Raw genomic sequence first — 14993 nt, 5'->3', positions numbered from 1 at the left:
TCAGCAAATCAGCACATCAGCTAATTGTTATTTTGCCTTATCCCAACTTAAACAAGCTGTCAACGAATTCGTGTTTGTCGAACACCAGCAGGTCTTCCATCTTTTCTCCTACGCCAATAAACTTCACGGGTATTTTAAACTGGTTGGCAATGGCCAGCACCACGCCGCCTTTGGCAGTTCCATCGAGTTTTGTAATGGTGAGCGCCGATACATCGGTGGTGGCAGTGAAGTGTTTCGCCTGTTCCAGGGCGTTTTGACCGGTGGAACCATCCAGCACCAGCATTACTTCGTGCGGCGCTTGCGGGATCAGTTTCTGAACCACCCGGCGGATCTTGCCGAGTTCATCCATCAGGTGGGCTTTGTTGTGTAAGCGGCCGGCTGTATCTATAATGATCACATCTACCCCTTTGGCCAAACCGCTTTGAACGGTATCAAAGGCCACAGAAGCAGGGTCAGAACCCATGGCCTGTTTTACGATGGGAACTCCTACCCGCTCGCTCCAGATGGTGAGCTGGTCAACCGCAGCGGCCCGGAAGGTATCGGCGGCGCCGAGTAATACTGATTTACCGGCCTTCTTGAAGTTATAGGCCAGTTTACCAATGGTAGTGGTTTTGCCCACTCCATTCACGCCTACCACCAGCATCACGAATGGCTTGGCGGGCAGTTCAGTATTAAAATTGTAGCTCTTATTTTCCTGAGCATCTACAAGCACGGCTTCTATTTCCTGCTGCAATAACCGGTTCAGCTCGCTGGTATTGAGGTATTTGTCCTTGGCAACGCGTTGTTCGATCCTTTCAATGATCTGTACCGTGGTGTCGATGCCTACATCGGCACTCACCAAGGCATCTTCGAGGTTATCGAGAACCTCTTCGTCAACGGTGCTTTTGCCGGCAATGGCTTTGGTGATCTTTGAAAGAAATCCCTCCTTGGTTTTCTGTAATCCCTGATCGAGCGATTCCTTTTCTTTTTTGCCAAACAACTTCCCGAAAAAACTCATTTTCCTGATTTTAAGGCTAAGATAAATGTTTTGTGGTCGCGAAACATCAAACGGTCAAGGTGTTGTTACGGGACTCCGGTTAGCGGTTGCCAGGCCCTTAATGCGGAAGGTTACATCTGCTGCGCTTGCCGACGGTTTTTGGGCGTACAGATGGTAATTGCTGCCCTGTTCCTGCAACCTGAAACTTGAAACCTGCAGTTCCTATACAGCAAAGCAAAAAAGCCTTCCGATCACGATCGGAAAGCTTCTTAAAAAATCAGGTACTTATACTAACCTAAATAATATCTTGTTGAACCGGGATTATTTTCCGGCCATGTAATCTTTAACCTTGTCTTTGTGCACGATAGCTTCTTTAAAGGTGTATGCACCTGTTTTCTCGCTACGTACAGCACGGATTACTTTAGTCCAGTTTTTTGCCTCGGCTGCTGCTTTAGCATCCTTGGTTTTCGCGTTTTTCGAAGCTGCTTTTGCCATGACTTGCTAATTTGATAATGTGATAATTCGATAATGTGATAATGAAATAACGGTATTGTTATACATCAGCACACCAGCAAATTGGCTATTTATTTAATTTCTTTGTGAACCGTTACCTTTTTCAGGATCGGGTTGTATTTTTTCAACTCCAGACGCTCAGGAGTGTTCTTTTTGTTCTTGGTAGAAATATACCGGCTGGTACCAGGCTGTCCGCTGTTTTTGTGCTCAGTACATTCCAATATTACCTGAACTCGGTTACCTTTCTTTGCCATTGTTATTACTCTTTAAAAAGTTAATTAGATTTTTTCACCCTTGGCGCGCAGTTCTTTAACTACGGGCATCAAACCTCTTTTGTTGATCGTACGAATACCTTCAGTTGATAACTTCAGGGTGATCCATTTATCTTCTTCGGCCAGGTAAAAACGCTTTGTTTGCAAATTCGGTAAAAACCTACGTTTGGTTTTAATGTTGGAATGCGAAACTTTGTGTCCTGTTACTGGAACTTTACCTGTCACCTGACATACTCTTGCCATGACGCATAAAAATTTAGGACGGCAAAGGTCGGAAAATCTATGGAATTCACAAACTCTTACCAAACTTTTTTTGCCGTTTTTTCAACATGTGTGGATATGTAAGGCTTGGAAATCTGCAATTTATTAAAATTGGGCGAGTTATACACATTTCGATCGCCCAAGTTGCTTCCCGGGCACCGTAAAAATCTCCCGTACCGGCATTTTAGCCGAACTATCATCGGTTATTTGAGCTAAGCCCCGCATTGCCCCTCACCTGCCGAGGCTGCTTACCGCTTTTGTTCGCCCATGAGCCCGGGCTGTACGCAACTGCCTGATCTTTGTTATGGGCGCAGCCCTAAAGTAAATATCTTCGTTATATGAAACCCGGACTGTTTATTAAAAGCACCTCCCTGCTGAACGATACCTTTTTCGAAAATGCGGTGATATTTATAACCGAATACAACGAAAAGGGCGCCATGGGTTTTATCATTAATCAAAAATATCCCAGGAGGCTCAACGAGCTCGAGGAGTTTAAAAATGTTCCCCCTTTTCCCTTGTATCTGGGCGGGCCGGTTGACCAGGAGCACCTGTTCTTTATTCATCAGCGCCCCGACCTGATTGATGGCGGCGAACAGGTGGACGGCGCGATCTACCTTGGCGGAAATTTTACATCGGCTGTTAAATATATTGATAACCATACAATTACTCAAAAAGACATCAGGATCCTGCTCGGTTACTGTGGCTGGGACCCGCGGGAACTGGAGCAAGAAATTGCTGAAGGCAGCTGGGAAGTGCTGGAAGCCGGTGACCCTTTTTCTATTTAGCAGAATCATCACGGAAACGATCCTTACCTACCCGCCTGGTAAACCGGGTACCTTTCAGCCCTTTTACAAAGGCAGGTCAGCATTCGATTTAATAATTCCTTAATTTAATTTTAATTTACAAGCTTCTCACCTTTGGCAGAACATCTTCATACCCAGTAGTATGAAGAAATGATCCAGGCATAGAAATTAAATATATTATTTAACGTTTAAACCGAGAATCAGGGGATTCCTGCCAAAACAAATATGATCAACCAGATGAAACGTAAAACAATAGCCCGGGATATAAGTTGGTTATCTTTTAATGCAAGGGTATTACAAGAAGCCGCTGACCCCAGTGTGCCTTTGCGTGAACGGATCAAGTTTTTGGGCATTTTCTCCAATAATCTCGATGAATTTTTCCGCGTTCGGGTGGCCACGCTCAAACGGATGACCCTGGTAGGAAAGAAGAATATGCACATGGAAGTGGCGCCCGGCAAGATCCTCGATGAAATTCAGCAGATCGTACTGGAACAACAGACCGAGTTCAGCCGCATCTGGGAAGGCGTGCACCGTGAACTGGAAAAAGAAAAGATCTTTTTGATCACTGAAAGATCATTGAATAAAGAACAGCAGAAGTTTGTTCAAAGCTTTTTTGAAGAAGAAGTGCGCAGCAATACCATTCCGCTCATGATCGAAAGTATTCCGCATTTCCCTTACCTGCGCGAAAAATCAATTTACCTGGGGGTGGTGCTGTCGCGGAAAGATGGCTCCCTGAAAAGAAAATACGCGATTATTGAAATTCCAGCCAAAGCCAATGGCCGCTTCATCCAATTGCCCTCCCCTGCGGGTGAACATCATATTATATTGCTGGAAGATGTACTGCGGTTCAATCTGAAAAGCATTTTCTCCTATTTCGGCTACGATCGCTATGCTTCCTGGGTATTTAAAGTGACCAAGGATGCCGAGATCGATATGGATAGCGATATCTCCACGACCCTGATCCAAAAAATAGAAAAAGGGGTCAAGAACCGGCGTAAGGGCAAACCCGTGCGTTTTGTTTTTGATAAAAATATGGATCCGGGTCTGCTCGATTACCTGATCCGCAAACTGAATCTCTCGCGGAAAGACAGCCTCATACCCGGCGGCCGCATCCATAATTTCCGGCACTTTATGGATTTTCCCGACGTATTTGAGAAGAAAGGCCACCGCAAGCGGCCATTCGTACATCCCATGCTGAAAAGCGCCCTGCGGGTTACGGATGTAGTGCTGCAAACGGATATCATGCTCAATTTCCCGTATCACTCTTTTCATGCCATCATTGACCTCTTGCGGGAAGCTGCTATTGACCCCGACGTTACGGTCATCAAAATAACGGCCTACCGGCTGGCCAGCAACTCAAAAGTGATCAATGCCCTCATCAATGCTGTGCGCAATGGCAAGCAGGTAACTGTGATGCTTGAGCTGCGGGCGCGCTTTGATGAAGAAGCCAACCTGGAATGGAAAGAAAGGCTGGAAGAAGAAGGCGTAAAAGTATTGATCAGTATACCTGATCTGAAAGTGCATGCCAAAGCCTGTCTTATTAAAAAGCGGTTGAATAATCATACCATTCATTACGGGTTTATAAGCACCGGCAACCTGAACGAAAAGACCGCTACTGTATATGGCGATCACTGCCTGCTTACTTCCGACCGGCATATTATGGCCGATGTGAACCGGATCTTCAACTTCCTGGAAAAGCCGAAAGAGGGCATGCATTTTTTAAAGGCTTGCAAAACGATCATCCCCTGCCCTACCGATCTGCGCAAAGAACTGGTGAAGCTGATCAACCGGGAAATTAAACATGCCAAAGAAAAAAAGCCGGCGGGTATTACATTAAAGATGAATTCCCTGTCTGATGAAACCCTCATTGAGAAACTCTACGAAGCCGCCAGATCTGGGGTGGAATTAAAACTCATCATCAGGGGGATCTTCTGTATGTATTCGGAAAATAAAAAATTCGTGAAACCCGTGAAGGCGATCAGCATCATTGATGAGTATCTCGAACATGCCCGGGTATTTATTTTTCATAATAATGGAGCTGAAAAGGTATATATATCTTCGGCTGATTGGATGGTGCGCAATCTGGACCATCGTGTAGAAGCTACCTGCCCGGTTTTTGACGAGAATATTAAGAAAGTGTTGAAAAATATCCTGGAAATACAACTCAGTGATAATGTAAAAGCCAGAATTTTGGACAATGAATTGAGTAACCGGTATGCGCGGGACCGGAAGCATAAAAAAGTTCGGTCGCAGGTAGAAATATATAATTACTTACACCAAAAAAGTAACGTAATACCCGGTGGGCCAAGATCTGAAGAGGCGATAGAGCCTGCGGTGATCGGCGAGGCACCGGCCGTTTAAACTAACTCATGAAGCTGGCGGCTATTGACATAGGCAGTAATGCAGCGAGATTGCTGATCTCCGATGTTATTTTTACCAATAACAAAAGACCGCAATTTCAGAAGCTGAACCTGGTGCGGGTGCCATTGCGCCTGGGCTTTGATGTGTTTGAACAACAAAAGATCAGCCGCGAAAAAGAAGACATGATCCTCAACACCATTAAAGCCTACAAGCTGTTGATGGATGCGTATGGTGTACAACATTATAAGGCAGCTGCCACTTCGGCCATGCGCGACGCTTCCAATGCCGGGGAAATTCTGGCCCGGGTAAAAAAGGAAACAGGAATCGGCATTGAAGTGGTCACCGGTGACGCAGAAGCTTCGCTCATTTACGAGAATCACATTGCAGAGAACCTCGATAAAAATCACACTTATTTATATATAGATGTTGGCGGCGGCAGCACGGAGATCACTTTTTTTGCCAATGGCCGCCTGATCTTCAAACGTTCTTTTAATATAGGCACCATCCGGCTGCTGAAGAACCAGGTGGATGATTTTTTATGGGGCGAAATGAAAGATTTTGTGAAGCGCGAAACAAAACCCTACCAGGATATTGTAGCCATTGGCTCGGGTGGCAATATAAACAAGGTGTTTTCTTTGTCTAAACGTAAAGAAGGCAAGCCCCTGCCATTGGAACTGCTGAAAGATTATTATAAGGAGCTGAGCAGTTTTTCGGTTGCTGATAGAATACGCGTTTATAAACTGCGCGAAGATCGCGCCGATGTCATTGTGCCCGCCCTCTTCATTTATATAAATGTGATGCGTTGGGCAAATATTGAAGAGATCCATGTGCCTAAAATTGGCCTGGTGGATGGATTGATCCAGCATTTATATGATGAACTGAAGGTTAAAGGCGAAGTTCTAAGTTCATAGTTTAAAGTTTATGGTTCACAGTTCACTGTTCAAAGTCTTAATAACTCAACAACTCATCAACTGCTTCATTTTTAAATTATTATTCTTCTTTTTTCATATTTCCCTGAAACTTGTAACCTGTAACCTGCAACTTGTTTGCTAAATTCACCTACCTTAGCAGCCGCTAACAACTGCGAGGAGCATTATGAATGTGTTTTATTCTAATGCAGAGCCATATTCCCTCCCGCCTTACATGTTTAAACTCCCAGTTATGTCGGTACACGCCAACAAAGAAGTAAAAAAAGTAACGACCCATACGTTACAAAGAATGAAGGCCGTAGGAGAGAAAATTTCAATGATAACGGCCTATGATTTTTCCTTTGCCCGCCTTTTCGATGAAGCCGGTATAGATGTAATACTGGTTGGTGACTCTGCCTCGAATGTTATGGCCGGGCATGAAACCACCCTGCCTATCACCCTCGACCAGATGATCTATCACGCTTCTTCGGTTATCCGCGGTATTAACCGTTGTTTTGTTGTGGTTGATCTTCCGTTTGGCACCTATCAGGCGAATTCAAAAGAAGCATTGGCTTCCGCCATTCGCATTATGAAAGAAACCGGTGCGCATGCCGTTAAACTCGAAGGCGGCGAAGAAGTGCTGGAATCGGTTAAGCGCATAGTGGCTGCCGGTATTCCGGTGATGGGGCATTTAGGACTCACACCACAATCCATTTACAAATTCGGCACCTACACCGTTCGCGCCAAGGAAGAAGCGGAGGCCAATAAACTGCGCCAGGATGCCAAATTACTGCAGGAAGCAGGATGTTTTGGGGTTGTGCTGGAAAAGATCCCTGCTGTGCTGGCCAAAGAGGTATCGGAATCCCTGGTGATACCAACGATCGGTATCGGGGCCGGCATGTATTGCGATGGCCAGGTGCTGGTGATGCACGATATGTTAGGCATCAATACAGAATTCAAACCCCGCTTTTTACGGCAATACCTGAACCTGCACGAACAGATCACGGGTGCCGTTAAGAATTATGTGAATGATGTAAAGGCAAAGAAATTCCCCAGCGATAAAGAACAGTATTAAGCTGACAGGGTTGATATAGTTGACAAAGCGCCGCAGCGAACCTCATTATTGTATTGCCCTGTGCACTTTATCAACTATATCAACTTATAAACGCTTCAACTATCTGACTGCTACATCCGCATCCAATACTTCATACAATAACAGGTTGTCCTTTTTCTTTTTCAACTGCTGGAATAAAGTGTTGCAGTCGGTTGCGGCTGTCGTTTTCCCGATCACTTCTATCTTATTATAGAAAAGTGCTCTTAAGATCCGCTTTTCTCTCTCGAGCCGGATCCTGGCTTTGGTAAAATTGGCTTGTCCGGCCTCATTGGTCTTTTCTGCAAAGACCACCGCATTCATTATATGGTGGTTATTACTGCGCAGGTTCAGGATCTGGCAGGCGCATACCTTGGCCGTCGAATGCACGGTGATCAAAGAATCAAAAGAGTGCAGGGATCTGATAAAATGGGTGCCTGTAAAAATGGATGGAGTTGTATGGCCATCGTTTGCAAAACTCCTGTTACTCATCGTACCTGCTAATAGCAGGACACAGGTTCTCATAAAAAGGTTCATTGGTACGGGAATTAATCAAGTTAACAATGTGATTTAGGTTTTTACAGGAACACCGGAACTTGATTAAATAGCAAGGACGTAAATTGCTGATCTCGAGGTGCAGGTTTTCATCGGATGGATGTGCAAAGAATGCAACTAAAACCGGGATTTCATAACGTTCTGATCAAACTTTTTAAATGGAATGTATAATACAATAGATTGTCAGTAAGGTTATGCTGCTTATAGTTAAAACACGGCCGGGGGGCGGATTTTTACGATTTGACTGTTTCAACAGGTGGCTATTGAGCGCTCAACTGGCTAAAAAAAAGAAGCCCTTTGTAGAAACAAAAGGCTCAAACGATTGCTTGCCATATGAAAGTGCAAATGTAGTTTAATTATGTTATCGATCTATTAACACAGTGTATAAAAAATGTTAAGATAAGTGTTTAAAAACATTTGTAAGCGTGGACGGCCATTGCAGGCAATCGGTTGCATAACGTGTTTTATTTTTACTTCGATCTTTTCTCCTTCTTTAATATAGATTGTGCAGATGGATGGTTGCTGCCCGGGTAAGAAATGCAACTGACACCATACTGTTGATTTATATGTTTCCTGATTCAATCGATGCTGTATAACGCTTATGTACACGTTTATAGTAAGCTATTGGTTACCCACTCACCACATTGTTTATTTGTCTCCTGCATTTTTTTTATGCAGGGATCGAATGCTTTAACAATTCAATGATTAACAGTAAAAGAAAAATGTTGCAGATTTAGGTTGTATTAAGGGTATATTGCAGAAAAGGCTGTCATGATATATATTACACAACTCATTTATATCAGGGAGGGGCAGGAAGATGCATTTTTTGAATTTGAGAACCTGGTTCTTCCGCTATTGTGGAAATATAACGGACAACTTCTCTTTCGGATCCGGCCAACAAGTAGTACATTTGTAGATAATTCAATAGAACCGCCATTCGAAATCCACCTGGTAGCTTTTGAAAACGAGCAGGGTCTTGCGGGGTATCAGGAAGATGAAACAAGAAAAAGCTATCTACATCTTAAAGAACAATCTGTTCAATCGGTTGTTCTTATAAAAGGTTCACAGGTCTGATAAATCCAGTTTATTCTACTTTTTTTACAATTCACCGGGTAATCCAACGGTAAGTGCCAGGAATATCAATTTTGGAAAAACCTGTCCATTTATGGGACGGATTTTTTGATATGCCTGTTTTAATTCATTAAGAATCATTCATTAGGAACATGGTATGGCAATTGGGTATCATATATTATACCCGAGGGGCTGAAGATGTGTAATCCATACCGATGTTTTTTATTCTATCATATAAAACGGAATCTATGAATACTAGTTTACCCGGTAAATTGTTGAAGAGGAAGTTATCTGAACTGAACAGCGCTTTGTTTTTTGCTGAAGGTGACGCTTTGTTTAAACTACCTAATCACCTGGTTACTGAAATGGAGCTCAATGACAATGGTGAGATCCGGTTTGTTATTCCCAAACCTGCGCAGGACCTGGAGGCATTCGATAAGGAATTCCCCGTACGGTTGGAGTTTTTTAAAAAAGGGATCGGCTATCGCCTTAAGGTGCAGGGTAAAGGTGAGATTGTGGTGGATGCTGCCGAGATGGAAAAATGGTTAGCTGTTTCCGAAGCGCGCCAGGAAAAAGCCAGAAATGAACAGTTGATCATGATAAAAGTGATGGTGAAGTTTGTAGATTATACCGGCAACATCAATGGTTCTTTCCCCAGCCGGCTGAAGATCGCCAGTAAGTTATCTGACTGGTTGTTTTCCGCAAAAAGCGCCTCTATATCCGTTTAAAAGTTGAATAAAAATAGCAGCAGTAAAGCGTCCCGTTCGGGTTTGATCCGGATGGGACGCTTTTTTATATGTATTAGCATGTGTTTCAAGTGCTTTTCCGGAATATACCTACCTTTGTACCGCTCTTTCTTTATTAACTTCAAAATTTGCCAGATGAACCTCCTTCAACGTCTTGAGTATTGGGGTGACAGGCATCATCCCAAATGGGCGGATATTCCCCGTATCGCCCTGGGTTTGTTCTTATGCTACAAAGGCATCGAGTTTCTTCATAACATGAGCGCGATGATTGGCCGCATGGGTGATTTTCTGCCCAACAGTTATTTTGCTTTAAGTATGCTTGGTCACTATATAGTTTTTGCCCATATAGTGGGCGGCTTATTCCTGGCCGTGGGATTACTTACACGGGTTGCCTGTATTATTCAGATCCCGATCCTGGTTGGTGCTATTTTCTTTATCAACCAGGAAGAAATGTTCCGGCCTTTTCAGCAAATGGCTATCACCGTGGTTGTGTTGATCGGGCTTATTTATTTTGCGATTGCCGGTAACGGCCCCTGGTCGGTGGATGGCTATTTTGATGAAAAAAAGAAGAACGGGAATAGTTAAACAGAAGCCCTGCCTGTATCAATGAGAAAAGGCAGGGCGCTATAACTATAATGCACCAACGGGTTTTTGCAGGGTTGGAACATTAGTAAACGCGTATTACTTCTTTACGAGTGGTTTAAATACTTTATTCATCGGCTTTTCATTGAAAGGCAGCACCTTTTTATACTTTTTGGGATCACACATTTTTTCAATCACTTCATTCAGGTCTTTTCCTGCTTTTATGATCCCTGAACGGAAGTCGGTAATATAAATATCGAATTCTCCATTGTGCTCTTTCCTCACATCCCAGAACAGGTATTCACCGTTCTCACTGGATGCGAAGGGAACCCATGTTTTCATCAGTTCCAGGGAACCATCCGGTTCCAGGTCATACATGAAATCATCGTCATCTTCATCTTCGATGTCTTCAATTTCTTCGTAATAAGTATCTCTGATCTCTTCGCTTCTTACATTCCATGAATCGCCATGATCATCCATAGGTATATAAATAATGAATGAGTCCATTAATTTTCCATAACCCAGTTGTTTGGCAAATTCCTGATACGATTTCGGAAAATGACTGCCATTGTCGAATGTATAACTTTCCAGGAAAGAAATATTGCCATGCTCTGTCGGTGTTCCATTCACTTGTAAAGAAAACATATGCTCAATCTGTTTTATTATGGTTTACAACACTTATGTTTTTGTCTGATGTTGTTTTTGACCTCCGTATCTACAATAATCCTGCCTTTTTGATCCACAGCATACATCGAGATCTTATAAGGAAGCTTATTGGTTCCCCTATAATGCGGTTTCACCGTTACGGTGACCGTATTGCCTTTCTTCACATGTTTGGTGATCCTGTTCTCATATTTGGTCATGCCCGGGTGGTTCGTTCCATCCTTGATCGTTACCAGGTTTTTCGGGTCTGTTCCGCTACCGCCATGGTTCTTGGCAATAAGGTGACCTCTTTGTTGGTGGTATGGGTGTTCGCCGCCTCTCCATCCCGGTGGATCAACGGATCCTGCGCTGGTACCGGTACCGATCATGCTTTTGGTAACTTTTGCGGTGCCGCCTGTTGCCCGGCCCAGGTTATCGAGCGGAAAATAAGTTGGGTTTAATCCGAAAATGTCGATCAGGGCATTGGGATCAATCACATAGGCATACATCCGGCTGCCACCGAGTAAGCGTTGAGGGTCCTGGCTAATATACGCACCTTCCTCGGGTGAATAATACCGGTACCGGTTGTAGTATAAGCCGGTTTCCACGTCTTCATACTGGCCCTGATAGCGGAATGGTATATAAGTGTTATTTACCTGATTGTTCCTTGCTCTTCCATATATATCCATTTCCAGGCACCAGGCCTTATTACCATGCTCATCATACGCTTCTGTTGGTGTACCAATATGGTCACAAAGGATACTATAAGAACTGTCGCTGGTAAGCTTGGCGCAAGGTATAAAATTTTCCGCTTCAAACACCCAGGTGATGCCGCCTGCAGCGTTTTGCGGATTCGGTTCTTCCTTGTCATATTCAATTTTACCCCACTCATTTACAATGGCCTGTGGCCGGTCTTTTTCATCATAGCTCCATTCGTGCAGCGGCACATCCCCATCCCATACCCAACGGGTGACGGTGCCAGTGGCACTTCCTTTATAGCTCTCATTGGTTACGAGTTTTTCAATTCTGCGGCCCAATGCATCGTATTTGAACGATACCATTTTGCCGTCGGGCCGTATCACTTTTTTCAGCATGCCGTTGGCATACCATTGGTACCGCGTTTTCGCGGATGTTGCTTTTTCCGTTTTACTGCTGAGGTTACCTTCTTCATCATATTCGTACAGGTATTTTTTGCTTTCTAATAAGGCACCGGCTGCATTATAGCGGCGATCGTTCCTTTCTTTTGTTTCAAATAAATTGCCGGTGGCATCAGCTGTGCGGTGCACGATGCGGTTATCGGCATATTGCGCAAATACCAGGTTACCGGCTGTATCATGTTTAAACTGTGTATGGCTTTGCGTAAGCGCTTCAAAAATATTTACCAGGCGGTCTTCGGTGTTCCAGGTATATTTTTTCCAGCTTTTCACCACGCCCCTTTTGCTGATCTTATTTTCCTGCGGCCTTCCGTCAGGGCCATGCACCCATTCACTTTTAATGCCTCCCGGCAGTTCCCTGGCTGTTTCACAGCCAAACTGGTTGTAGCTGAAACCAGCCCGCCAATTCGTAGCTGCGCCCGGTTGTTTTCCATGGGTATGAAAACCCGCATGCAATTCGCCTACATAACCGAGCTTATCATAATGTAATTTAATGTCGGCGCCGAGGTTACTCCTCACCCGTGTGCGGTTTCCCTGATCATCGTAGCTAACTTCTACCCTATAACCATCCTGTTCTTCCTGAACGATCCTGCCTTGTTTATTTCGCTTGTAGCGGATGGTGCAATGCTCATTAATGGCTTCTATAAGCTGGCCGCCTTTATCGTAGTTGAATATTTCCCAGCTGCCATCCTGGTACGACACCCGGATGATATCTCCATTTGCATCATAATCATATTGGGTATACCGGCCACCAGGTCTTTGTACTTTGATCACTCTGCCGCTGGCATCCCGTTCATAGCGTATCTGCATTCCTTCAAAGCCTGTTTCCTGTGCGATCTCGCCCCTGTAATTATAATCAATGGTGTAATGACGTCCTGCTTCATCGATGATCGTGCGCAGCTGTCCTTCCGTGTCATAGAGAAAGCGCATTTCTTCATCACCCTGTTTGCGTTTCTTCAGATCCCCGAAAGGCGTATATTCAAAATATACCTGGTTGTACTTATCTGCCGCTTCGGTAACTTCAGCATAGGCATTGTAATTAAGCATGATGGTATTGCCATCTGGCAGGTGAATTTTCCGTACCCGGTTCAAAGCATCGTATTCAAAATAGCGCGTGAGGCCGGCTGTAGTAGTTGTTTGTATGCAATTCCCCAGGTCATCGTATTTCCAGCTGGCGCTTGTGCCCTCCGGTAGCTGAAGCGCGGTTAGGTTATCGTCTTCATCCCAGGTAAGCATTGTTTTCCGGTTACCGGTTTCTGTGATCGTTTCCAGCTGTCCTTCCAGATTATAGTGATAGGAAATTGTTTTGCCATCAGGATAGTTCACAAAACGTAATCTGCGCTGGTCATCGTAATTGAACGATTCCGTTGTAGCATCGGGATATACAACGAGGGATAATTTATTGAAACCGGTATAGCGATACTGGATGACAGACCCATCGGGCAAGGTCTTTTCTTTTAACAGGTTCTTTTCATCATAGGCATACCCAACGATATTGCCTAGCTCATCTATTTTGCGGTACACTTCAAAATCTTCTGTGTACTCGGTATATTTATGATTACCATAGTGGTCGGTTTCCTGGATACATAAATTATTCTCATCGTAAAAATAGGTAGTGGTTTCGCCGAGGGAATTGGTTACCGTATTATATCCTTTGCCGTATTCTATGAAGCCTTCCAGCACACCGTCATCGCCCCAGGCATGGATACAACGTTTATGCCGATCGTATTCCCAGTAAAACCGCTGACCGGTGCGGTCAGTCTTTTTAATGATCAGGTGATAATGGTACTCCATGGTGGTCACCTGATTCAAAGCATCGGCAACGGCCGTGAGATCGCCTTCTTCATTATATGCATATGTCACCAGCACCTGTTGGGTATTGTGATGCCTTACTGTTACCTGTGTAATACGATGTGCTTTATCAAGGGTAAAGATCAGTTGCCGGCCGGCGCTGTCTGTAATACCGCGAAGGTAGCTGCCGGTGTAATGCAGTTTTATTGAGTTGCCGTGGTAATTTTCGATCAGCGACAAACGCCAGACCCCCGGCTCTGTTTCGTGATTGAAATGGTAATAGAGGTCCTCGTTATAATCTTCCAGCAAATAATGGCCATTCTGCCTGCGTTGCAGTTTTATTTTTTCATGGGGATGATAAAAACTTTCTCCCGGACCCAGCAGTGGAAATGCTGCCAACCGTCCGTCTTCGAGCGTTATTGTCAAAACTTCTTCCTCTGCCCACAGCTTCACGCAGCGGTCGTAGCATAATTGTACGTTATGTCCCAGCGGTCCGTCAAAAGAAGCATCGCTATCCCAGGTGCGCACCCACTGGATAGGAATCGCTCCCGGCAGTTCAAAATCAGTTACTTCATAAGTGACCCTTCCGGTTATCAGATCTACCGGTTCCAGGCCCAGCTTACACAAGGCGCTTTTAAGCTTTTTGGAGGCTCCGCTGCTTTTTGCTTTTTTAGCTAACTTCTTCATCATTTTGCCGCCTGCCTTTCCAAATACTTTTAAGAAAGAGCCAAAAGCAAATGCTTTCAATAATGCCATCATGCTGAAGTTGGGCACCAGCGGACCACCCACTTTTACCGGCTTTCCCCATTCCAGGGGTATACAGAATGAGGTAGGCAGGTAGAGCGAAGGAATAGGTTTGAATTTCTTACCAGGTCTGAACGACAATGGCAAACCGATGTCGTTACAGGTCATGAGCATGTAGCCTGCACCGCTCATGGGGGCGCCATCAACCGATACGGTCTTACTGCCAAAGAAATTCGAGCTGTCGTGCCCGATAAGGGGAATTAAGGTAAAGCCGGCGCCAAATGGAATATGTATAAAGGTGATGATCATGCCTGCGGTATCGGTATTACCCCGTGGAACGTGGTTTACTTTTACCGTGGCGCCAATAAATGGCAGATAATCGAAAGGGTCGATGACCAACCCGATATATGGATGTGGAAGTGGTACAAAAGGAAAAGGCAAATTCACGAAGTGAATATCAATGCCGATCACCGGTTTCAGGTGTGTGTTGGCTACGTACATAAGGTTTACTATTGTTCAATTGT

Annotated in this window: 14 protein-coding genes; 7 read left to right on the top strand and 7 right to left on the bottom strand. The window is 44.5% G+C overall.

Annotation, left to right across the window (positions count from 1 at the left end; translation table 11 throughout):
• Positions 1 to 37: 37 nt before the first annotated feature.
• The 4 genes from ftsY to rpmB all read right to left on the bottom strand — a co-directional run bounded on the left by ftsY (position 38) and on the right by rpmB (position 2004).
• On the bottom strand, positions 38 to 997 hold the full coding sequence (ftsY, locus tag JT717_RS08460) for a signal recognition particle-docking protein FtsY (RefSeq protein WP_205509763.1): 960 nt from the start codon (positions 995 to 997) through the stop codon (positions 38 to 40).
• 300 nt (positions 998 to 1297) lie between these two features.
• Entirely contained in the window at positions 1298 to 1471 is a 174-nt protein-coding gene (locus JT717_RS08455; RefSeq protein ID WP_205509762.1) for a DUF4295 family protein, read from the bottom strand.
• 89 nt (positions 1472 to 1560) lie between these two features.
• Complete coding sequence (gene rpmG, locus JT717_RS08450; RefSeq protein ID WP_038107717.1) at positions 1561 to 1743, bottom strand: 50S ribosomal protein L33; 183 nt, start codon at positions 1741 to 1743, stop codon at positions 1561 to 1563.
• Positions 1744 to 1767: 24 nt separating this feature from the next.
• Complete coding sequence (gene rpmB / locus JT717_RS08445) at positions 1768 to 2004, bottom strand: 50S ribosomal protein L28 (RefSeq protein ID WP_081155212.1); 237 nt, start codon at positions 2002 to 2004, stop codon at positions 1768 to 1770.
• Positions 2005 to 2360: 356 nt separating this feature from the next.
• Here rpmB and JT717_RS08440 point away from each other — a divergent pair, with 356 nt between their 5' ends.
• The 4 genes from JT717_RS08440 (at position 2361) to panB (ending at position 7169) form a co-directional block, all read left to right on the top strand.
• Positions 2361 to 2807, top strand: coding sequence for a YqgE/AlgH family protein (locus tag JT717_RS08440; protein WP_205509761.1), 447 nt, complete (start codon positions 2361 to 2363; stop codon positions 2805 to 2807).
• Between the two features lie 255 nt (positions 2808 to 3062).
• A complete protein-coding gene (ppk1, locus tag JT717_RS08435) occupies positions 3063 to 5186 on the top strand; it encodes a polyphosphate kinase 1 (protein ID WP_240347889.1) in 2124 nt (707 codons plus the stop codon).
• Between the two features lie 8 nt (positions 5187 to 5194).
• Entirely contained in the window at positions 5195 to 6097 is a 903-nt protein-coding gene (locus tag JT717_RS08430) for a Ppx/GppA phosphatase family protein (protein ID WP_205509759.1), read from the top strand.
• A 250-nt stretch (positions 6098 to 6347) separates the two neighbouring features.
• On the top strand, positions 6348 to 7169 hold the full coding sequence (panB, locus tag JT717_RS08425) for a 3-methyl-2-oxobutanoate hydroxymethyltransferase (RefSeq protein ID WP_205509758.1): 822 nt from the start codon (positions 6348 to 6350) through the stop codon (positions 7167 to 7169).
• Positions 7170 to 7268: 99 nt separating this feature from the next.
• Here the strand turns inward: panB and JT717_RS08420 are convergent, their stop codons facing one another.
• Positions 7269 to 7709 carry a hypothetical protein gene (locus JT717_RS08420; RefSeq protein ID WP_205509757.1) on the bottom strand — a complete coding sequence of 147 codons (441 nt, stop codon included), beginning with the start codon at positions 7707 to 7709 and terminating at the stop codon, positions 7269 to 7271.
• Between the two features lie 801 nt (positions 7710 to 8510).
• Between JT717_RS08420 and JT717_RS08415 the strand changes: the two genes are divergently transcribed.
• The 3 genes from JT717_RS08415 to JT717_RS08405 all read left to right on the top strand — a co-directional run bounded on the left by JT717_RS08415 (position 8511) and on the right by JT717_RS08405 (position 10141).
• Entirely contained in the window at positions 8511 to 8813 is a 303-nt protein-coding gene (locus JT717_RS08415; RefSeq protein WP_205509756.1) for a DUF1330 domain-containing protein, read from the top strand.
• A 245-nt stretch (positions 8814 to 9058) separates the two neighbouring features.
• Positions 9059 to 9538 carry a hypothetical protein gene (locus JT717_RS08410; protein ID WP_205509755.1) on the top strand — a complete coding sequence of 160 codons (480 nt, stop codon included), beginning with the start codon at positions 9059 to 9061 and terminating at the stop codon, positions 9536 to 9538.
• A gap of 153 nt (positions 9539 to 9691) precedes the next feature.
• Positions 9692 to 10141: a DoxX family protein gene (locus tag JT717_RS08405; protein ID WP_205509754.1), complete on the top strand. Its 450-nt coding sequence runs from the start codon at positions 9692 to 9694 to the stop codon at positions 10139 to 10141.
• Positions 10142 to 10237: 96 nt separating this feature from the next.
• Here the strand turns inward: JT717_RS08405 and JT717_RS08400 are convergent, their stop codons facing one another.
• Positions 10238 to 10783 (bottom strand): SMI1/KNR4 family protein, encoded by a 546-nt coding sequence (locus JT717_RS08400; protein WP_205509753.1) that lies wholly within the window; start codon positions 10781 to 10783, stop codon positions 10238 to 10240.
• 17 nt (positions 10784 to 10800) lie between these two features.
• Positions 10801 to 14970 carry a DNA/RNA non-specific endonuclease gene (locus JT717_RS08395; protein ID WP_205509752.1) on the bottom strand — a complete coding sequence of 1390 codons (4170 nt, stop codon included), beginning with the start codon at positions 14968 to 14970 and terminating at the stop codon, positions 10801 to 10803.
• Positions 14971 to 14993: the final 23 nt, after the last annotated feature.

The sequence above is a fragment of the Longitalea arenae genome (assembly GCF_016924755.1).
Taxonomy (GTDB): Bacteria; Bacteroidota; Bacteroidia; order Chitinophagales; family Chitinophagaceae; genus Niastella; species Niastella arenae.
Note: the sequence above shows the minus strand (reverse complement) of the source record. Positions and strands in the feature narration are given on the sequence as shown.